The 18,718-nt window shown below is 63.9% G+C and carries 20 protein-coding genes; 12 read left to right on the top strand and 8 right to left on the bottom strand.

Annotation, left to right across the window (positions count from 1 at the left end; all coding sequences use genetic code 11):
- Positions 1-34 precede the first annotated feature (34 nt).
- Both dcd and ISS97_RS20965 read left to right on the top strand, forming a co-directional pair.
- Positions 35-601: a dCTP deaminase gene (dcd, locus tag ISS97_RS20970; RefSeq protein WP_379984233.1), complete on the top strand. Its 567-nt coding sequence runs from the start codon at positions 35-37 to the stop codon at positions 599-601.
- A gap of 139 nt (positions 602-740) precedes the next feature.
- Complete coding sequence (locus ISS97_RS20965) at positions 741-1,235, top strand: hypothetical protein (protein ID WP_379984234.1); 495 nt, start codon at positions 741-743, stop codon at positions 1,233-1,235.
- Positions 1,236-1,297: 62 nt separating this feature from the next.
- Here ISS97_RS20965 and ISS97_RS20960 read toward each other — a convergent pair whose 3' ends face one another.
- Both ISS97_RS20960 and ISS97_RS20955 read right to left on the bottom strand, forming a co-directional pair.
- The gene (locus ISS97_RS20960) at positions 1,298-1,720 is read right to left on the bottom strand and encodes an HIT domain-containing protein (protein ID WP_379984235.1); all 423 of its coding nucleotides are present in this window, start codon (positions 1,718-1,720) and stop codon (positions 1,298-1,300) included.
- Positions 1,717-2,385 (bottom strand): dienelactone hydrolase family protein, encoded by a 669-nt coding sequence (locus ISS97_RS20955; protein WP_379984236.1) that lies wholly within the window; start codon positions 2,383-2,385, stop codon positions 1,717-1,719. The genes ISS97_RS20960 and ISS97_RS20955 overlap by 4 nt, the downstream gene beginning before the upstream one ends.
- Before the next feature lie 106 nt (positions 2,386-2,491).
- Here ISS97_RS20955 and rimO point away from each other — a divergent pair, with 106 nt between their 5' ends.
- The 4 genes from rimO (at position 2,492) to ISS97_RS20935 (ending at position 6,889) form a co-directional block, all read left to right on the top strand.
- Entirely contained in the window at positions 2,492-3,811 is a 1,320-nt protein-coding gene (rimO, locus tag ISS97_RS20950) for a 30S ribosomal protein S12 methylthiotransferase RimO (RefSeq protein WP_379984237.1), read from the top strand.
- Between the two features lie 11 nt (positions 3,812-3,822).
- Positions 3,823-4,638 (top strand): DUF3025 domain-containing protein, encoded by an 816-nt coding sequence (locus ISS97_RS20945; RefSeq protein ID WP_379984238.1) that lies wholly within the window; start codon positions 3,823-3,825, stop codon positions 4,636-4,638.
- A gap of 591 nt (positions 4,639-5,229) precedes the next feature.
- On the top strand, positions 5,230-6,267 hold the full coding sequence (phnD, locus tag ISS97_RS20940; RefSeq protein WP_379984239.1) for a phosphate/phosphite/phosphonate ABC transporter substrate-binding protein: 1,038 nt from the start codon (positions 5,230-5,232) through the stop codon (positions 6,265-6,267).
- A gap of 112 nt (positions 6,268-6,379) precedes the next feature.
- On the top strand, positions 6,380-6,889 hold the full coding sequence (locus ISS97_RS20935; protein ID WP_379984240.1) for a hypothetical protein: 510 nt from the start codon (positions 6,380-6,382) through the stop codon (positions 6,887-6,889).
- 139 nt (positions 6,890-7,028) lie between these two features.
- Here ISS97_RS20935 and greB read toward each other — a convergent pair whose 3' ends face one another.
- Genes greB through ISS97_RS20920 form a run of 3 tightly spaced genes read right to left on the bottom strand, consistent with a single transcriptional unit; the run spans position 7,029 to position 9,687 of the window.
- Complete coding sequence (gene greB / locus ISS97_RS20930; protein WP_379984241.1) at positions 7,029-7,526, bottom strand: transcription elongation factor GreB; 498 nt, start codon at positions 7,524-7,526, stop codon at positions 7,029-7,031.
- Positions 7,523-8,158 (bottom strand): DUF998 domain-containing protein, encoded by a 636-nt coding sequence (locus tag ISS97_RS20925; RefSeq protein WP_379984242.1) that lies wholly within the window; start codon positions 8,156-8,158, stop codon positions 7,523-7,525. Before ISS97_RS20925 ends, greB begins: the two co-directional genes overlap by 4 nt.
- 23 nt (positions 8,159-8,181) lie before the next feature.
- Positions 8,182-9,687, bottom strand: a complete 1,506-nt coding sequence (locus ISS97_RS20920; RefSeq protein WP_379984243.1) for a helicase HerA-like domain-containing protein — start codon at positions 9,685-9,687, stop codon at positions 8,182-8,184.
- 148 nt (positions 9,688-9,835) lie between these two features.
- Between ISS97_RS20920 and ISS97_RS20915 the strand changes: the two genes are divergently transcribed.
- A complete protein-coding gene (locus ISS97_RS20915; RefSeq protein WP_379984244.1) occupies positions 9,836-11,329 on the top strand; it encodes a transglycosylase SLT domain-containing protein in 1,494 nt (497 codons plus the stop codon).
- Between the two features lie 728 nt (positions 11,330-12,057).
- Here ISS97_RS20915 and ISS97_RS20910 read toward each other — a convergent pair.
- The 3 genes from ISS97_RS20910 to asd form a co-directional block, all read right to left on the bottom strand.
- The gene (locus ISS97_RS20910; protein ID WP_379984245.1) at positions 12,058-12,501 is read right to left on the bottom strand and encodes a hypothetical protein; all 444 of its coding nucleotides are present in this window, start codon (positions 12,499-12,501) and stop codon (positions 12,058-12,060) included.
- Positions 12,502-12,648: 147 nt separating this feature from the next.
- The gene (locus ISS97_RS20905) at positions 12,649-13,194 is read right to left on the bottom strand and encodes an isochorismatase family protein (protein WP_379984246.1); all 546 of its coding nucleotides are present in this window, start codon (positions 13,192-13,194) and stop codon (positions 12,649-12,651) included.
- Between the two features lie 13 nt (positions 13,195-13,207).
- Entirely contained in the window at positions 13,208-14,053 is an 846-nt protein-coding gene (asd, locus tag ISS97_RS20900) for an archaetidylserine decarboxylase (RefSeq protein ID WP_379984247.1), read from the bottom strand.
- A 341-nt stretch (positions 14,054-14,394) separates the two neighbouring features.
- Here asd and ISS97_RS20895 point away from each other — a divergent pair, with 341 nt between their 5' ends.
- The 5 genes from ISS97_RS20895 (at position 14,395) to ISS97_RS20875 (ending at position 18,589) form a co-directional block, all read left to right on the top strand.
- On the top strand, positions 14,395-14,721 hold the full coding sequence (locus ISS97_RS20895; protein ID WP_379984248.1) for a cupin domain-containing protein: 327 nt from the start codon (positions 14,395-14,397) through the stop codon (positions 14,719-14,721).
- Between the two features lie 167 nt (positions 14,722-14,888).
- Complete coding sequence (prmB, locus tag ISS97_RS20890; protein ID WP_379984249.1) at positions 14,889-15,812, top strand: 50S ribosomal protein L3 N(5)-glutamine methyltransferase; 924 nt, start codon at positions 14,889-14,891, stop codon at positions 15,810-15,812.
- A 3-nt stretch (positions 15,813-15,815) separates the two neighbouring features.
- Positions 15,816-16,352, top strand: coding sequence for a GNAT family N-acetyltransferase (locus ISS97_RS20885; protein ID WP_379984250.1), 537 nt, complete (start codon positions 15,816-15,818; stop codon positions 16,350-16,352).
- 63 nt (positions 16,353-16,415) lie between these two features.
- Entirely contained in the window at positions 16,416-17,504 is a 1,089-nt protein-coding gene (gene aroC / locus ISS97_RS20880; RefSeq protein WP_379984251.1) for a chorismate synthase, read from the top strand.
- 74 nt (positions 17,505-17,578) lie between these two features.
- Positions 17,579-18,589, top strand: coding sequence for a 2-hydroxyacid dehydrogenase (locus ISS97_RS20875; protein WP_379984252.1), 1,011 nt, complete (start codon positions 17,579-17,581; stop codon positions 18,587-18,589).
- The last annotated feature ends 129 nt before the right edge of the window (positions 18,590-18,718 follow it).

Genomic DNA, 18,718 nt, shown 5'->3' with positions numbered 1-18,718 from the left:
CGCTGACGCACCCACGAACGTAACGGGAGCCCGAGTGAGCATCAAATCCGACAAGTGGATCCGGCGCATGGCCGAGCAGCAGGGCATGATCGAGCCGTTCGAGCCGGGCCAGGTGAAAATGCGGGATGGCAACAAGCTGGTTTCCTACGGTACCTCCAGCTACGGCTACGACGTGCGTTGCGCGCGTGAGTTCAAGATCTTCACCAACATCAACTCCACGATTGTCGACCCCAAGGCGTTCGATCCGACCAGCTTTGTCGACGTGGAAGCGGACGTCTGCATCATTCCGCCCAACTCGTTCGCGCTGGCGCGCACCGTCGAGTACTTCCGTATTCCGCGCAAGGTGCTGACCATCTGCCTGGGCAAGAGCACGTATGCGCGCTGCGGCATCATCGTCAACGTGACGCCGCTGGAGCCGGAGTGGGAAGGCCATGTAACGCTGGAGTTCTCCAACACCACGCCGCTGCCCGCAAAGATTTACGCGAACGAGGGCGTGGCGCAGATGCTGTTCCTCGAATCTGACGAGGAATGCGAGACCAGCTATCGCGACCGCGGCGGCAAATACCAGGGCCAGCAGGGCGTGACGCTGCCGCGCACCTGAGCCGGCGCAGGTTCCTGTGTCCGCGTATCACGGGCGAGTGCGTTGCAGCTGAATGGCTGCCGTCCGGATGCGATGCGGCGCAGGCGCGCGGCGCTACACTCCTTACGTTGTTCTCATTGATCGAATGTCGGAGATACACATGATTCGTTTATCCACGCTGCTGAGCCGCACCGCTGCCGCCATCCTCCTGGGCAGCATGCTGGTGCTGGCCGGTTGCCATCGCGGCGACACCAAGGGCGAGGCCATCAAGACCGAGCAGATGCAGGGCAAATTCGACGCCACGGTGCAGGCGTACAAGAGCGGCCAGTTCGTGGTTGACGGCGCCGTGCTCTCCGCGCTCGATACCGGCAGCCATTTCGCCTACCTCAAGGATCAGGGCAAGCTGCCCAAGACCGTGCTGCTGATGCGCAGCGATGAGTCGAAGATCCGCAAGCAGCACCTGGAATTCATGGCGCGCATGCAGCTCGACTACGGCTTTGTCGTTTATTACGACGACGGCGGCACGCTGAAGAAGATCAACGCGATCGAAACCAAGGCGCGCGATCTCGAGGATTACCACGCGCCGGTCAAGATGAACGACGAGATGAAGGGCAAGTCGGCCAGCGACAGCGGCTACGATCCTTCGCGGCGCTGATCCGCTCCGCTCACGAAGAAAAGCCCGCGATGTCGATCGCGGGCTTTTTCTTTGCGCGATGCTCAGACCTGCGTTTCGAGCGCGGTGCGCAGGCGTCCGATCAGGGCTTCCAGCGCATCCGGTGCATAAGCTTCGGCGGGGCCGCTGCCCCACACCGGTCCCGGCCAGGCCGCGTCGCCTTCGCGGCGCGCGACCACATGCACGTGCAGCTGACGCACGATATTCCCCAGCGCGCCGAGATTGAGTTTGTCGCAGGGAGCGTGGTCGCGCAGCGCGGCGGCGGCGCGGCTCACTTCCTGCCATAGCGTCGCCTGCGCTTCCTCCGGAAGGTCAGCGATTTCGACCAGGCCGGGACGATGCGGCACCAGGATCAGCCAGGGGAAGCGCGCGTCGTTCATCAGCAGCACATCGCACAAGGGCAGCGATGCCACGCGGCGTGTGTCGGCTTCCAGCCGCGCGTCTAGGATGAAACTGGCGCCTCTCATGCGCCCGCCAGCTGTTTGTCGAAGAAAGCCATGGTGCGCTCCCACGCCAGCGTGGCGCTGGCCTCGTGATACTGCGGACCGATATCGCGATTGAAGGCGTGATCCGCCGGATAGGTGAAGACCTCCATCTGCGGCAGCATCTCGCGGTGCTTGGCCACGGCCTCCGGCGGGATGCTTTTGTCCAGCTCGCCGAAGTGGAACATCACCGGTGCCTTGGGCTTTTCGCCGAGGAAGGGCAGATTGCGCGCGCCGTAGTAGCTCACCGCCGGCAGGCTCAGACGCATCGCTGAAAGCATGGCGACCGTGCCACCCCAGCAGAAACCGATGACGCCGATCTTGCCCGACGATGCGATGGACTCGGCAGCGCTGGCGACGTCTTCCAGCGCGCGATCCAGCCCCAGCTCCGTCACCAGGGCTTTGCCACGGGCAGCGCTGGCCGAGTCGTAATCCATTTCCACGCCGGTCTCCAGATGATCGAAGAAACTGGGCGCGATGGCGGTGTAGCCCGCGGCGGCAAGGCGGTCCGCGACGCTGCGGATATGCGCGTTGACGCCGAAAATCTCCTGCACCACCACGATGCCGCCCTTCGGTTTCGTAGCGGGTTGGGCCAGATAGGCGCCGATGCACTGCATGCGGGTGGTGTTGAGATGGATAGTCTGGCCCATGGCGGGATCCTTTCGGGGGCGGCAAAACGCGATTCTAGCCAGCCGGGCAGGCGGGCCGGGCTGGCGTATAATTGACGGTTTCCCGCATGTTTACGGTAGCCCTGTCATGTCCCAGGCGTCCCCCAAGATCGGTTTCGTCAGCCTCGGCTGCCCCAAGGCGCTGGTCGACTCCGAGCGTATCCTCACCCAGCTCAAGGTGGAGGGCTACGAGATCGTGCCGCGCTATGACGCCGCCGACGCTGTGGTGGTGAACACCTGTGGCTTCATCGATGCCGCCGTGCAGGAATCGCTGGATGCGATCGGCGAGGCGCTGCACGAAAACGGCAAGGTGATCGTTACCGGTTGCCTGGGCAAGCGCTCGGAACTGATCCGCGAGGCGTATCCCGATGTGCTGGCCATCACCGGCCCGCAGGACTACAGCAGCGTGATGAACGCGGTGCACAGCGCGCTGCCGCCGAAGCGCAATCCGTTGCTGGACATCATTCCCGACACGGGCATCAAGCTGACGCCCAAGCACTATGCGTATCTGAAGATTTCCGAAGGCTGCAACCACCGCTGCAGCTTCTGCATCATTCCCTCGATGCGTGGCGACCTGGTGTCGCGCCCGGTCGACGAAGTGCTGATCGAAGCCGAGAAGCTGGTGAAGGGCGGCGTGAAAGAGCTGCTTGTGATCTCGCAGGACACCAGTGCCTACGGCGTGGACATGAAGTACGCCGAGCGCCAGTGGCGCGACAAGAGCTATCGCACGCGCATGACCGAGCTGTGCGAAGGCCTGTCCGAGCTCGGTGTGTGGACGCGCCTGCACTACGTCTATCCGTACCCGCACGTGGATGAAGTGATGCCGCTGATGGCGGAAGGAAAAATTCTTCCGTACCTCGACATCCCGTTCCAGCACGCCAGCCCGCGCATCCTCAAGCTGATGAAGCGTCCGGGCAACATCGACAAGACGCTCGAGCGCGTGCGCAACTGGCGCAAGGCTGTGCCGGATCTCACCATCCGCAGCACCTTCATCGTCGGTTTCCCCGGCGAGACCGATGCGGAGTTCGAGGAGTTGCTGGATTTCCTGCGCGAGGCCGAGCTGGACCGCGTCGGTGCGTTCGCCTATTCGCCGGTGGATGGCGCCAAGGCTAACGAGCTGCCGAATCCGGTGTCCGAGGAATTGAAGGAAGATCGCCTCGAACAGTTCATGGCCGTGCAGGCGGAAATCTCCGCAGCCAAGCTGCAGCGCAAGATCGGCCGCACCATCAAGGTGCTGGTGGACGAGGCTGGCGCCGAAGGCGCGGTCGCACGTTCGGCGGCCGACGCGCCCGAGATCGACGGTCTGGTGCATATCGCCAACGGCCAGCTGTTGAAGGCGGGCCAGTTCGTCGACGTGGTGGTCGAGTCCGCCGACGAGCACGACCTGCACGCCCGCCTCGCGGGCTGAGGTTCCGTCCCATGCGCTACGTGGCACCCGCGCGCGACTCGGTCGATGCGTCGGTGTTCCGCCAGCTGCCGCTGGCCGCGTGGCGCGACTATGCCGACTTGCTGGAAGGCGATGCGTGGCCGTCGATCGACGCGCTCAACGCGCGCTTTCCAGCCGACGTGCGCGAGCGTTTCGTAGCGCAGACGCCGGAGCTGCTTGCGGACGGCATGCACTACGAGCAGCGCATTGCCGAGCGTGGCGAGATCGCTACGCGCTTGTCGAACTGGCATGACCTGTTCAATGCGCTTATCTGGCTGCGCTACCCGGCGATCAAGCGGGCGCTGAATGCGCGACAGATGGCGGAGATCGCGCACATGGGTACGCGCGAACGTTCGCGTCCGCAGTATGCGCAGACGCATTTCGATGAGGCTGGCGTGATCGTCGGCGTGAGCGATGCGTCGCTGATGGCGCTGTGGGATGCGCACGACTGGCATGGTTTGTTCTGGCGCCGCCGTGAGGCGTGGCTGGATGGTTCGATCCGTGTGCAGGTGTTCGGGCATGCGTTGCTTGAGCATGCGTTGACTGCCGGGAAGTTGTTGGTGGGCAAGGCGGTGGTGTTTTTGGTGCCGCCGGGTGGAGAGGTTGATCTGGTGGCGCAATGCGCGCGAGGAATCGAGGAAGGGAAGTTGTTGCTCGACCCGTTGGAATTACGGCCATTGCCGCTGTCGGGGTTGCCGGAATGGCATGTCGATAGTGGGCGGGAGGCGTTTCATCGGGGGGCGGCTTGTTATCAGCCGTTGCGGGCGGGGAGGTGTTATCCGGCTCCGCTCGATGTTTCTTTCCTCTGACTTCTGATTGAAGACATCTCTACCTCGTCATTCCGGCGTAGGCCGGAGGCGCTTTACAACAGCGAAGCTGGTCATCCAGTGGCGTTGTCGTTTCGATGTTCGCGTTGTCGCGACCGGGTCCGCCTGCGGCGGGGTTTCGTCTCGCTGCCGCGAGCCGAGTTACTTTTCTCTGCTTGCCCAGAGAAAAGTAACCAAAAGAGAGGGCACCCCTCTTGCGCGCCCTCCGGCTTCGCCTACGGGTCCGTGAGGGTTGGCCGGGCTTTTCGACAGGACATCCCTGTCCTGTCGAAAAGGAACCGGCATCCATGCCGGTTCCCCTGCGGGCCTGATCGTCCAACCCTCACCGCTCCACAGGGGACCCGGTTACGGGCTCGCTTCGCATCGCCTAGTAGAGCGTTTCTCCCTCTCCCCTCCGGGGAGAGGGTTGGGGTGAGGGGCGGGTGCTCGAGATGAGGTATCTACTTGCCCGCTCCTGCTTTTCCTTGCGAAAGCAAACGCAAGTCACTGCAAGCACCGTCTTTGCTCGCTGCGATTGCTCCGGTAGGCAATCGCGGCTATACAGGTTTCAGGGGCTGGTCGGGGGCGATCACTATGGGTTTGATGGTGTCGTGGCAGCGGCCGTGGGGTGGTTTCGGCCGGTGGGTGTTGGCATTGGTTTGCTGCCTGTCTATGGGCGGCACGCGTGCGGCTGGGACGAATCCGGAGGCAGTGGCGGCGCCGATCCGTTTTGGCATTCTGCCGATTGGGAGTGCGGCGGAGTCGCGTGAGCAGTGGCGGCCGTTGCTCGCTGATCTGGAGAAGCGGTTGGGGCATCCGGTAACGACGGTGTCGGTGAGCAGTTATGCCGGCCTCTCTGGTGCGATCGGGGACCAGCGGGTGGATATCGCCTTTCTCTCCGGCAAGCTGGCGATCGATGCGGTGTTGAAGCAACGCATGAGTGTGATTGCGCAGTTTGTTCGTAGCGATGGGGCCAAGGGCAATGTGGGATATCTGATCGTCCGCGCGGACGGTCCCATCCATGATCTGCAAGGGTTGCTGGCGCATCCGGGGCGCTGGCGCTATGCGCGTGGCGAGCCGCTGTCGGTGACGGGGTATGTCGCGCCGGAGGCGGAGGTGTTTGCGCCGCGCGGGCTCAATTCCGATACGTTCTTTGCCTCGGTGCATGTCGGCAACCACCAGAACAACGCATTGGCGGTGGTGAATGGCGAGGTAGACGTGGCCAGCAGCAACAACCCGGATCTGGATCTGTTCCGGCGCAATTTTCCGCAGGAGGCGGCGCAGTTGAAGGTGATCTGGCGTTCGAGCCTGATTCCTTCCGGCGTACTGGTGGTGCGCGATGAGATGGACGAGCCGTTGCGCAGTCAGCTGATTGGTTTCATGCGTGGCTATGGCCAGAGCAGTGGAGCCAGTGGCGAGCGCGAGCGCGCGAATCTGGCACGTGTTCCCGACCTGGCAGGATTTGCGCCGGCCGACAGTCTGGTACTGCAGCCTTTTATCGATATGGAGTACACCCTGCTGCGTCAGCAGGTGCAGCATGGGCGCTGGGTGAGCGAGGCGGCGCAGGCCGCTCGGCTGCGGCAGGTAGAGGCCGACCATCAGAAAACGCTGCGCCTGCTGCGGCCGCACTAACATTCATCGAATACTTCGGGCAGGCGATATTCATCTCGCCTTGCGTAGGGTTTTGGCTGTTACAGCTTGCATGCCGCGATGCTGTGGCGCTGAACAGCTCACGGAGAATCTCATGACGACATCGAATCCACGCCCATCCCGCGTTTCATCCACCTGGCTGTTTGCCGTGTGGCTGGTGTTCGCGGCGCTGCTGCCGCATGCCGCCATCGCGCAGGCGGCGACGCAGGGGCTGTCCGATACGGACAAGCAGCAGATCAAGGACTACAACCTCAACGAGGATGTGTTCGGCCGGCTGCTGGCTGCGACGAAGGAGGCGCGCACGCAGGGCATTCACTCGCAGGCGAATCCAGACCCTTCCAAGGTGCATAGCCTTGACGATCTCGCCACGCAAGCGATGGCCGGTGATCCGCGTATTGCGCCGCTGATCAAGAAATACGGCTTCACGCCGCGTGAATTCATGCTGGCCAATATCGCGCTGGTGAATGCGGCGATCGTGGTGCAGTCACGCAACGATCCGGCGATGTCCAAGTCCATCGACCAGTCCAAGGTGAACATGGCCAATGTGGCGTTCTACGAATCGCACCAGGAGCAGATCGCAGCCCTGATGCGTGGCGACAAATAGCGCCGGGGCAGTACCTGTAGGAGCGCACCCTGTGCGCGAGACGGTCCTGCTCGCGCAGGGCCGTTGTTGGAATAATGAGAAAGAGCGGGGTCCTTCCGAACCGTTTCGCGCACAGGGTGCGCTCCTACAGAAGTTGCGCTTAGTAGGTGACGCCGACGATGACGAAGCGCGTGCGCCCGCCGGGCAGTTCGGCTTCGAACTCATCATCCAGCCGCTTTTTCAGCACGGCGCGCGCCATCGGCGAATCGATACTGATCCAGCCTTGTTTGGCATCGGTTTCGTCGGGCCCGACGATGCGATAGGTGAGGGCTTCGCCGGTATCGATATTTTCCAGCTCGATGACGGCGCCGAAGAACACCGCATCGCGATCCGATGGCATGCCCTCGGCCACTTTCAGCGACGGAATGCGCTTGCTGAGATAACGCACGCGGCGATCGATCTCACCCAGTTGCTTTTTGCGATAGGTGTATTCGGCGTTCTCCGAGCGGTCGCCTTCAGCCGCGGCCGCTGCGAGTGCCTTGACTACTTCGGGGCGCAGGGTATGCCATAGCTGATCCAGCTCGGTCTTGAGCCTTTCGAAGCCTTCGCGGGTGATGATCGCCGTGGAGGAGGGAGAGGGCGGACGCCAGCGGCTCATGGCACAACTACGGATGCTTCAGGGGGCGCCATGCTATCCGGGCCGCGTCGCAGCCGATAGGCCGCGAGCATCAGCCAACCGGCGATCAGCAGGATCAGCAGCTTCTGACTGCTGCCGCGTGGCAGCTCGCGCCATAGCGCCAGCACCCACAAAAGGATGAAGCAGGCCGATGCATAGAGAAACGCCGGTTTGAACCAACGTTTCCATCGCGAGTCGCCGCGCAGCCGCCATGCCTGCAACAACATCGCAGTCACGGTGCACAGGAAGGCGGTCTGCGCCGCGACGCCATGCACATAACCTTCGAAGGTGGGTGCTTGGCCCGCGATGGGTGTCCGCTCGAACGCGGTCACGCTCAACGCAATGCCCGCGACCACGAACAGCAACAACGGTGCGGCACTGCGCGCCGTTTTAGACAGGGCCAGATAAGCGCCCGTGGCGACTCCCGCCAGCGCGAGCGACATCGCCACATAGCCGGTGCGCACCATCCAGCCGTAGGGGCCGATCAGATAGAAACTGTTCGGCACTTTCGTCCAGTCGAGATCGCCGCGCAGAAACTGCGCGGCGATGCTGGTGGCGAGAAACACCGCTATGCCGATCAGTGCGAGGGTGCCGAGGCGTTCCGTCGTTTTCACGCGATTCTCTCGTCGCGCATCGCTCAACGCTTGCCGCCGAAGATGCTGCCCAGCACGCCGCGCACAATTTTCTGGCCGATGCTCGAGCCGATACTGCGGCTGGCGGATTTCGCCATCGCTTCGATCACACCCTGGCGGCGGCCGCTGCCAAGCAGCACATCGCGCACTGTGTTGCTCCAGTCGCTTCCTTCCGCGCCCGCGGCGGCGCCAGCGGGTCCATTCTTGGTTGCCGGCGGCGCGCCGGCCTTCTCGTTGGCGCGAGCCGCGAGTAGTTCGGCAGCCGATTCGCGGTTGATCGCCGTGTCGTACTTGCCGCCGACCGGCGAGCGCTGGCGAACCGTGCCGCGCTCCGCGTCCGTGATGGCGCCGATGCGCGCGGTAGGCGAGGTCACCAGCACCTGTTCCACCGGCGTGGGCACGCCGCCATCGCGCAGCGTCGAAGCGAGCGCTTCACCCACGGCGAGCTGGGTGATCGCTTCACTGACATTGATCTTTGGATTGGCGACGAAGGTTTCGGCCGCGGCCTTCACTGCTTTCTGGTCGCGCGGGGTGAATGCGCGCAGTGCGTGCTGAACGCGGTTGCCGAGCTGGCCCAGGATATTGCCCGGCACGTCGTCCGGATTTTGCGAGCAGAAGTACACGCCCACGCCCTTGGAGCGGATGAGCCGCACGACTTGCTCCACACGTTGCAGCAGCGCTGCCGGCGCATCATCGAACAGCAGGTGCGCTTCGTCGAAGAAGAACACCATTTTCGGCTGATCCAGATCGCCGACTTCCGGCAGTTGCTCGAACAGCTCGGACAGCAGCCACAACAGGAAGGTCGAATACAGGCGCGGCTTCAGGATCAACTGGTCGGCGGCGAGGATGTTGATCACGCCGCGGCCGCTCATGTCCTGGCGCATCAGGTCCGCGAGCTCCAGGGCGGGTTCGCCGAAGAACTGGTCGGCACCGTCCTGCTCCAGTTTTAGCACCGAACGCTGGATCGCCGCGACGCTCTGCGTGCTGATCAGTCCGTACTTGCTGGAGATGTCCTTGGCGTTCTCTGCCGCAAACGTGAGCATGGCGCGCAGATCGGGCAGATCCAGCAGCAGCCAGCCGTTGTCGTCGGCGACTTTGAAGATGACCTCGAGCACGCCTTCCTGGGTGTCGTTCAATTCCAGGATGCGGCCGAGCAGGGTGGGGCCCATCTCGCTGATGGTGGCGCGCACGGGATGGCCGAGCTTGCCGTAGATGTCCCAGAAGATCACCGGGTTGGCCTGCGGCTTCCAGTCGTTGAGGCCGAGCTTGGCCAGGCGCGCCTTCAGTTTGTCGCCCGGTTCGCCGGCAGCCATCGACAGGCCGGCCAGATCGCCTTTCGCGTCAGCCAGGAAGCAGGGCACGCCGAGTTTGGAGAATCCTTCGGCCAGCACCATCAGCGACACCGACTTACCGGTGCCGGTGGCGCCAGCGATCATGCCGTGGCGGTTGCCGTAGTGCGGGTCCAGGTTGACGCTGGCGCTGTCGTTGCGGCCGATCAGAATGTCAGTCATGAGGTTCCGTCCGAGAGGGGCTCAGCGATTGTAGCCAAGCGCTCGCTTCAACGCGGACTTGTCGGCACATAGTCCGGCTAGGCAGTTTCCTGTTGAGTCAGGGGCTTGCGAAGGCTATTGTCCGTGCTTTCGAATTGTGAAGCCTGTCATGCCGGTATCTCTCTCCGCTCGCTCCCTGCGCCTGGTTCCTTTGTATGCGGCGCTGGTGGCGCTTGGTGCCTGCGCCAGTACCGGCGGCACCGCGCCCACGCCGCAGGTCAATGCGCTCTACGGCCAGCTCGATCAGGCCAGCAAGAGTTATGAGAAGGCCTTGCAGCAGGCGCGCGAAGGCGACAACCAGGGTTCGCAGCAAACGCTGTCGTCGGCGCTTGAGCAGCTGAAGCGTGCCTCCGCGCAATGCGGCAACAGCCTGGGTTGCGATCCGCAGCGGTTCTTCTCGGTCTACGACCGCCTGTTGCGCTTGAAGGACGGCAGCTTCTCGCTCGGTGATGATGTGGAAGTCAGCGGTGAGCAAGTGCCCGAAGGCGGCAACGCCGGCAAGACCGGAGCAGCCAGCCTGCCGCAGGCGCAGCGCAGCGTGACCTTGTTGCATGGCCAGCAGCTATCCGAGCTGATTGCGATGAACGGTCCCGTGAAAGCCGCGCTGGAGATGTGGCTGACGCAGTGGCGTCCGAACCTGATGGATGCCTACATCAACTATCAGTACCTGCGTTTCCAGATGTGGCCGCAGTACCAGAACCGCGATCTGCCGGAGGCAGTGCTGTTCGGCATCCTGGCCAAGGAATCGGGTGGCAAGGTGCACGCGGTGTCGCGCTCGGGCGCGTCGGGCCCGCTGCAGTTCATGTACGCCACCGGCCTGCGTTTCGGCCTGAGCAGCGACGGTGGTTTCGATGAGCGCTTCGATCCCGCGCAATCCGCTCGCGCGAACGCTGAGTATCTCGACGAGCAGCTGAAGATTTTCAACAACAATCTCGAGCTGACCCTGGCCGCGTACAACGGCGGCGAAGGGCGCATGCGCCGTCTGGTCGGCGACGAAACCTCCACCAGCTTCTACGACCCACGCATCTACAACCAGCTCTCACAGGAAACCCGCGACTACGTACCGGCAGTGCTCGCGGCGGCGTGGCTGTTCCTGCATCCGGACAGCTACAACCTGCGCTTCCCGAAAGTGGACGGCGCGCCGGGCAACATCACGCTGACGCGCGGCGCCTCGCTGACCGAGCTCACGGTATGTCTTGGCTCGGCCGGGGGCATGAACGACGGCTGGTTTCGCACGCTGCGCAATCTCAATCCGCGACTCGATCCGCAGGTGACGCTGCCCAGCGGTACGCGATTGAACGTACCCAAGCTGCTCGAGAAGCCGTATGCCTCGCGCTGCACGGATGGCCCGTGGCCGATTCTTGCCAACGATCTGCATACAGCGGTGGTGCCGGTGGCTCCATCGCCGCCGCCGGCTGCGCCCGCGCCGCGTCCTTCCGCACCGACGAAGGCGCGCAGTTACGTCGTGAAGCGTGGCGATACGCTGGTTGGCATCGTGCGCAAGGTGGGCTGCACGGATGTGCAGGAGGTTGCGCAGTTGAATGGCATCAAGCACGAGCACATTCGCCCGGGGCAGACGATCAAGCTGCCGGCTTGCCGCTGAGGTAGGGGCTTTCTTGCACCCCTTAGGGCCTGTACAAAATCTTTGATCTTGTATTGGTCTGCTCGCCGTCTTTGCTCGCAGAGGTGAGCTCTTCTTGCTTTGGCGTTGGGGGATCGCGACCTGGTCGCTTACGCAGCGGGCGTTCCGCCTCGCTGCCGCGAGGCGGGTCACTTTCTTTTTGCTGGCCCAACCCCCCGAGGGGGCCTAGAGAGAAAGTAACCAAAGAGAAATGGCCTGAAGAGCAGGCGGTGGGCTTTGTAGCTTCGCCTTTTCCAGTGCCAGACATCGGGATGGCTTCGCTTCTTGCTCTCCTCTAGAGCTGATTGGCGTTGTCAGAGCTGCGCGTGCTTTTTCTCCTCCCCCTGCTCGCAGGGGGAGGTTGGGAGGGGGTAAGCCCTTGGGACAACCTCTCCTGTTGCTCTATCTCAAGTACTCACCCCTCCCCAACCCTCCCCTGCGAGCAGGGGAGGGGGCAGGAGCAAACGCGATGTCTGACACTGGAAGATGCGTAGCTACGAAGCACACCGTGCTCTTTCGACCATTTCTCTTTGGTTACTTTCTCTTTGGGTCAGCAAAGAGAAAGTGGCTCGGGCGCCGGCAGGCGTCCGACATGCCCGCTGCATAAGCGGCCAGAGCGCGGTAACTCAGCGATTGTCGCGAACAGAAAGAACGCCTGCTCAGCGCCAGCCCCTATCTTCCGGCGTAGAGATTTTGCGGGCTCTCTTGGATCACGCGGCGGCAGCTGTTCCCATCAGGCTGTTGCCGGGGCGCGGCTCCGCGCTGCGGTGGACTTCCTTCAGCTCGCGCAGCACGCGCATCAGGTGACGGTGCTGGAGCTGCAGTTTCAGATGCGGTGAATCCTTGGTCTCGTGATAGGCGACGGCGAGCCACAGCGCGATGCCGCGCATCGAGATCTCCGGGTTATCCGAGCGCGCCCGCGCGTAACCGATATCGGTACCTTCGCCCCAGGGTAGGTAGCGCTGCTCAGGCGACGTGCCATACAGATGCGGAAACTCGCTGCGCGATGCCTGGCCGATCTCGCGCAACGTCAGCATGCCTAGCTGAGCGCGGCCACGGCGGGGCAGGTTCTGGATATGGCGCTCGACCTCGCGGAACTGCCGGCTCAACTGACGGGCGCGGCTGATCGCAATGATCTGGCTGACGATACGCATGGCGGTCTCCTCGGAACACAAAGGGGCGGTGCGAAGACGCACCATGAATTCCGCGAAGCATAGTCATGTGTCGGGTCGCCTTGCGCCAAAAAGGTCACAAAACGACAAAGGGCGTCAGCTTGTGGCGCGAGGCGCGCGCAGTGGTGATCAAATATTCGCCAGCGACTGGGCTGTCACCAGCCTTGCGCCGGCTGTGGCGAAGGCAGTGTTGTGCCGGGCGATGATCTCGCTGGCGGTCTCGCCGCTGCTGTCCCAGGTGCCGTGGGTATCGGACACCACCGTCACCTTGAAGCCGGCATCGATGGCGCCCTGGACAGTGGCCGCGACGCAATGTTCAGTCTGGGCACCGAGCAGGATCACCTCTTGGACGCCCTGGTCCGCGACCCATGCGATGAGTGCGGGATTGCCGAAGGCGTTGCCAACGTTCTTGGCGAAGGTCGGTTCGTCGTCGGCCTGGCCCAACGCAGGCCACACGGGCCAGCCGGGAGCGCCCGGCGCCAGCGAATCGCCTGCCGGTCCGTCGTGACGAACAAAAGCCACGTTGCGTCCCGAGCGCCGTGCCCAGGCCAGCACCGCCCGCGCGCGCTCGACCAGGGCATCAGCGTCATGGATCGGCGGTTCCATGACGCCATCAAACATGCCGGTCTGCAGGTCAATCACGATGACGGGTGCGGCGGGCGTGTGCGTACTCATGGTGAGAGCGTGCTCAGTGTTTCGTTTGCAGACCCAGTCGCTCGCCCACTTTCACGGCCTGCTGTGGCTGCAGTGCATCCAGTTCGGCCATACCTTCGGGCAACAGCAGGATCACGGTCGAACCCATATTGAAGCGCGCCATTTCGGCGAAGCGTTCCAGTGTGATGTTCTGACCGGCGAAAGACTTGCGGCGGATCGACGACGCGTAGGGCGGAATCACCAGGCCATCCCACACCGTGGCGACTGAAGACACCAGGATCGCGCCCACCATCACCACCACGAACGGGCCGTGCTCGCCCTCGAAGTGGCAGACGAGGCGCTCGTTGCGGGCGAACAGGCGCGGGATCGCTTCCACCGCGAACGGAGCCACACTGAAGATGCGACCGGGCACGTGCACGGTTTCCTTCAAAGTGCCGGCCAGCGGCATATGCACGCGGTGATAGTCGCGCGGCGACAGATAGACCGTGACGAAGCGGCCGTTGCGGTAAGGTGCGGCGGCGGCCTCGTCCCCCAGCAACTCGGCAGCGGTGTACTCCTGGCCCTTGGCCTGGAAGATGCGCCCGTCCACGATCGGGCCGGACTGGCTGATCTTGCCGTCGGCAGGGCTGATCAAAGCCGCCGGGTCGGCATCCGCGCGGCGCGCATCCGGGCGCAGCTTGCGGGTGAAAAAGGCATTGAAATGCTGATAGGCGAGGGCATCCGGTTGCGCCGCCTCAGCCATATTCACCTGATAGCTCTGCACGATTTGGCTGATCAGGAAGTTCTTCCAGGGCGCAAACGTCCAGCGCGTGGCCCAATAGACCACCCGCGAAAGGGCACGGTGGGGCAGGATGTATTGCAGGAGTACGTTGAAAGTCATCCGGCCAGTATAGGGTGCTCTGAGCAAGTCTACGTAGCTGTCATGATGTGTGGGAGGCGCGCAGGGTGTGGCGCGCGGCGACGGCAAGGCTGGCTGCCTTGCCTAGACGTGGGCCGCAGCCTGCGCGCCTCCCACACATCACCCTGTCATTCATTTCAAAGTGTGAGGGCCGGCTCTGTCTGCCCACCGCTCTGCGGCGCGCTGGCTAGGAAGACGGCCAGTCTGCCGTCGCCAGCGCGCCGCAGAGCGGTGGGCAGACAGAGCCGGTGACGGCTACGTAGACTTGCTCAGAGCACCCTATGGTGGCGACACCGAATCCGTTCTCATGCGAGGGAGTACCCATGCACGACAGGATGACCCCCACGGCAGCCTTGGCCGCACTCGAACAGGTGGATACGCCGTTCGCGGCTTTGTTTCGGCATGGCTCGCTGGAAGTGGAAATCTATCGGCCGGTCGGTGTGGACAAGCAGACGCCGCACCGTCGCGATGAGGTGTATGTCGTGGTCGCCGGTCGTGGGCAGTTCTTCTGCGGCGGCGAGCGCCGTCCTTTCGAGTCCGGCGAGGTGCTGTTCGTGCCGGCCGGCGTGGAGCACCGCTTCGAGGATTTCAGCGAGGACTTCTGCACCTGGGTGTTCTTCTACGGCCCCGAGGGCGGTGAGGTCTTGTAGGAGCCCACCCTGTGGGCGACCGGCCCCTAAGGGCCGCGCTCTGTTCAATATCGGTCCTGCTATCGCAGGGCGTTCGCCCACAGGGTGGGCTCCTACAGGTCGCTGTCCGGCTGACCCTCGGCCCCAGCCGCTATACTTCACAACCCCCTTTACGATCCCTGGCCGCCGTGACTGCCGAACTCGCCTCCATCATCGACTTCATCCGCTACGGCGCCAGCCGCTTCTCGGCGGCCGGGCTGACCTTCGGCCACAGCCACGACAATCCGATCGACGAAGCCACCCATCTGGTGCTGGCCAGTCTGCATCTGCCGCCGGATATCCCGCCGGCTTATGGCGCCGGCAAGCTCACCCGGGAAGAGCGCGAGCGTGTGCTGGCGTTGATCGAGCGACGCGTCAGTGAGCGCCTGCCGGTGGCTTATCTGGTGGGCGAAACCTGGTTCGCCGGCCTCAAGTTCAAGAGCGACCGCCGCGCCCTGGTGCCGCGTTCGCCGATCGCCGAGCTGATCGAATCCGGCTTCACGCCGTGGCTGGATCACCGCCATGTGGAGCGTGCGCTGGACCTGTGCACCGGTTCGGGCTGCATCGGCATCGCCATGGCGGAATACAACCCGTCGTGGCATGTGGACATCGTCGATATCAGTGACGAGGCGCTATCGCTGGCGCGCGAGAACATCGTGTTCCAGCACGTCGAAGGCCGCGTCGAAGCGGTCAAGTCCGATCTGTTCAACGGCCTGAAGGGCCGTCGGTACGACCTGATCGTGTCCAATCCGCCCTACGTCACCGAAGACGAATACGCCGCGCTGCCGGGCGAATACAGCCACGAGCCGAAGCTGGGCCTGACCTCGGGCGAAGACGGCCTCGACATCTGCGTGCGCATGCTCGACGAAGCGGCCGACTACCTCACCGAGGATGGCCTGCTCATCGTCGAGGTGGGCGAAAGCGAGCACGCGCTGGCTGCGCTGCTGCCGGAAGTCCCGTTCGTGTGGATCGAGTTCAAGGTGGGCGCGATGGGTGTGTTCGCACTCGAGCGCCGTGATCTGATCGAGCACGCCGAAGCCATTCGCGCCGCGGCGAAGGCGCGGCGCGCCTAAGCCATGCACCTGGAAACGCAACGGCTGCGCATCGACGCCTTGCGTGACGAGGATGCCGAGGCGCTGTTCGCTTATCGCGGCGATCCCGCGGTGGCCCGCTATCAAGGGTGGTGGCCGGCGTCGTTGGCGGACACCGAGGCATGGATCGGCAGCCAGGCGACCATGCCGGCATCGGGGCACTGGTATCAGCGCGCCATCCGCCTGGCCGGCGAGGATCGGCTGATCGGCGATATGGGTGTGCGCCTGCCCGTGGCCGACGAGGCTGCCGAATTCGGCATCAGCATCGCGCCGCTCCATCAGGGACAAGGCTACGCCCGCGAAGCGGTGCGGGCCTTGCTGGACTGGCTTCTCGTCGAGATGAAGCAGCGCCGTGTGTGTGCTTCCGTCGATCCGCGCAATCAGGCGAGCGTGGCCTTGCTGCGCTCGCTGGGTCTGCGCCAGGAGGCGCATTTCCGCCAGAGCCTGCAGCTGCGCGGCGAATGGGTGGACGACGTGGTATTTGCCCTGCTGGCGACGGAATGGCCGTCCGGCGCGCTTTGAAGCGAGACCCCGGGGTCTGCACGCGTTAAGCTGTGGACGTTTTTCTTCGGACGTCCATTCCCCGTGTCCAGTAATTCCTTCGGCAAGCTCTTCACTGTCACTACGTTCGGCGAAAGCCATGGTCCCGCCATCGGCTGTGTGATCGACGGCTGTCCGCCGGGGCTGGCGATCGACGAAAGCGAATTCCGCACCGACCTCGATCGTCGCGCCACTGGCAAGAGCCGGCATACCTCGCAGCGGCGCGAAGCCGACGACGTCGAGATTCTCTCTGGGGTGTACGAGGGCAAGACCACCGGCACGCCGATCGCGCTGCTGATCCGCAATACCGATCAGCGCAGCAAGGACTACGGCGATATCGCCAGCACGTTCCGTCCCGGCCATGCCGATTACACGTATTGGCAGAAGTACGGCATCCGCGATCCGCGCGGTGGCGGCCGCTCGTCCGCACGCGAGACCACCATGCGCGTGGCGGCGGCGGTAATCGCCAAGAAATGGCTGGCCGAGCGTTACGGCGTGCGTGTGCGCGGCTATCTCGCGCAGTTGGGCGCGATCGCGCCGGAAGGTTTCGACTGGGAGACCGTGGAGCAGAACCCGTTCTTCTGGCCGCATGCCAGTCAGGTGCCGCAGCTCGAAAAGGTCATGGATGCCTTGCGCAAATCCGGCGATTCGGTGGGCGCGCGCGTCAACGTGGTGGCTGACGGCGTGCCGCCGGGTTGGGGCGAGCCGATCTACGGCAAGCTCGACGGCGATCTCGCTTCGGCGCTGATGTCGATCAACGCGGTAAAGGGTGTGGAAATCGGCGATGGCTTCTCTGCGGTCACCCAGCACGGCAGCCAGCATCGCGATGAAATGAGCATGGATGGTTTTGCGTCCAACCATGCCGGCGGCATTCTCGGTGGCATCAGTACGGGGCAGGCGGTGACCGCGTCCATCGTGCTCAAGCCGACCTCGAGCATCCTGATTCCAGGCCATAGCGTGAACCTGGCCGGCGAATCCGTTGAAGTGGTCACCAAGGGTCGTCATGACCCCTGCGTGGGCATCCGCGCCACGCCCATTGCTGAGGCGATGATGGCGCTGGTGCTGATGGATCACGCCCTGCGCCACCGCGCTCAATGCGGCGATGTAGGCGAGGTGAAACCGCGGTTGCCTTGACCGTGGCGGCGCGATCTTCCCGACGCGCCTTCGTTCCCCAAGCAACGCGTTGATGACCTATTGAGAAGTGCGGCATGACCGTAAAACAGAAAGTCTGGGTTTCGCGTCCGCTGTTCCCCGAAGTGCTGGCGAAATTGTCCGAGCATCTCGACGTGCAGGCCGAGGCGATCGAGCGAAAACACACACCGGAACAGCTGCGGGAGCGCTTGCGCCAAGTGGATGGCGCGGTGATCGGCCTGGGTGATCGGGTGGACGCCGCGGTGCTGGAAGGCAACGAGCGCCTGCGCGTGATCGCCAACCTGGCCGTGGGTTACAACAACTTCGACCTGCCCGCGATGACCCGCGCCGGCGTACTCGCCTGCAATACGCCCGATGTGCTCAACGAAACCGTGGCCGATTACGCCTGGGCGCTGATGCTCGCCGCTTCCCGGCGCATCGGTGCCGCCGAGCGCTGGCTGCGCGCGGGGCAGTGGAGCAATCAGCAGCGCTTCGATGACTGGCTCGGCGTCGACGTGCACGGCAAGACCTTGGGCATCCTGGGCATGGGGCGCATCGGCCAGGCTATTGCGCGCCGCGCAGCCGGTTTCGATATGCGGGTGCTCTATCACAACCGTTCGCGTCTGCCGGAGCCGATCGAGCGCGAGTGCCGCGCCACCTTGGTGGGCAAGGACGAGTTGCTGAAGCAGGCCGATCACCTGATCCTGGTGCTGCCGTACAGCAAGGCCAGCCATCATGCGATCGGTGCGGCGGAGCTGGCCCTGATGAAGCGCACCGCGGTGCTGGTGAACGTGGCGCGCGGCGGCATCGTGGATGAAGTGGCGCTGGCCGCGGCCTTGCGCGAAGGCCGTCTGGGGGCGGCGGGGCTGGACGTGTTCGAGGGGGAGCCGGCGGTGCATCCGGACCTGCTGGCGCTCGACAACGCCTTGCTCAGTCCACACATCGCCAGCGCCAGCGAAGATACCCGCCGCGCCATGGCCAGCCTCGCAGCTGATAATGTGCTGGCTGCGCTGGGTTACGGGCCGCATGCCGGCCGTCCCGCGACGCCCCTGAATCCCGAAGTGATGGCGCGCTGGTCCAGGCGTTGAGGTCCAGGCGTTGATGCCAAAGCGTGATGCCATTCACGCCCAGGCAGATCGCGTATTGTTTTGCAGAAGACCCCGGCTAGATTTCCGCAGGTGCGGATATCGGCCCCGTACGGACGGTTCTCCGATTTC

This window comes from Dyella koreensis, from assembly GCF_044904565.1.
Taxonomy (GTDB): Bacteria; Pseudomonadota; Gammaproteobacteria; order Xanthomonadales; family Rhodanobacteraceae; genus Dyella_D; species Dyella_D koreensis.
Note: the sequence above shows the minus strand (reverse complement) of the source record. Positions and strands in the feature narration are given on the sequence as shown.

What these genes read in the sequence shown, in the direction of transcription:
- ISS97_RS20910 (WP_379984245.1), bottom strand. Translation starts at nt 12,501, where the DNA reads ATGCGTATCGTCAGCCAGATCATTGCGATCAGCCGCGCCCGTCAGTTG.
- ISS97_RS20875 (WP_379984252.1), top strand. Translation starts at nt 17,579, where the DNA reads ATGACCGTAAAACAGAAAGTCTGGGTTTCGCGTCCGCTGTTCCCCGAA.
- ISS97_RS20895 (WP_379984248.1), top strand. Translation starts at nt 14,395, where the DNA reads ATGCACGACAGGATGACCCCCACGGCAGCCTTGGCCGCACTCGAACAG.
- ISS97_RS20960 (WP_379984235.1), bottom strand. Translation starts at nt 1,720, where the DNA reads ATGAGAGGCGCCAGTTTCATCCTAGACGCGCGGCTGGAAGCCGACACA.
- asd (WP_379984247.1), bottom strand. Translation starts at nt 14,053, where the DNA reads ATGACTTTCAACGTACTCCTGCAATACATCCTGCCCCACCGTGCCCTT.
- ISS97_RS20945 (WP_379984238.1), top strand. Translation starts at nt 3,823, where the DNA reads ATGCGCTACGTGGCACCCGCGCGCGACTCGGTCGATGCGTCGGTGTTC.
- ISS97_RS20955 (WP_379984236.1), bottom strand. Translation starts at nt 2,385, where the DNA reads ATGGGCCAGACTATCCATCTCAACACCACCCGCATGCAGTGCATCGGC.
- ISS97_RS20965 (WP_379984234.1), top strand. Translation starts at nt 741, where the DNA reads ATGATTCGTTTATCCACGCTGCTGAGCCGCACCGCTGCCGCCATCCTC.
- ISS97_RS20905 (WP_379984246.1), bottom strand. Translation starts at nt 13,194, where the DNA reads ATGAGTACGCACACGCCCGCCGCACCCGTCATCGTGATTGACCTGCAG.
- ISS97_RS20915 (WP_379984244.1), top strand. Translation starts at nt 9,836, where the DNA reads ATGCCGGTATCTCTCTCCGCTCGCTCCCTGCGCCTGGTTCCTTTGTAT.
- greB (WP_379984241.1), bottom strand. Translation starts at nt 7,526, where the DNA reads ATGAGCCGCTGGCGTCCGCCCTCTCCCTCCTCCACGGCGATCATCACC.
- rimO (WP_379984237.1), top strand. Translation starts at nt 2,492, where the DNA reads ATGTCCCAGGCGTCCCCCAAGATCGGTTTCGTCAGCCTCGGCTGCCCC.
- ISS97_RS20935 (WP_379984240.1), top strand. Translation starts at nt 6,380, where the DNA reads ATGACGACATCGAATCCACGCCCATCCCGCGTTTCATCCACCTGGCTG.
- phnD (WP_379984239.1), top strand. Translation starts at nt 5,230, where the DNA reads ATGGGTTTGATGGTGTCGTGGCAGCGGCCGTGGGGTGGTTTCGGCCGG.
- ISS97_RS20885 (WP_379984250.1), top strand. Translation starts at nt 15,816, where the DNA reads ATGCACCTGGAAACGCAACGGCTGCGCATCGACGCCTTGCGTGACGAG.
- ISS97_RS20920 (WP_379984243.1), bottom strand. Translation starts at nt 9,687, where the DNA reads ATGACTGACATTCTGATCGGCCGCAACGACAGCGCCAGCGTCAACCTG.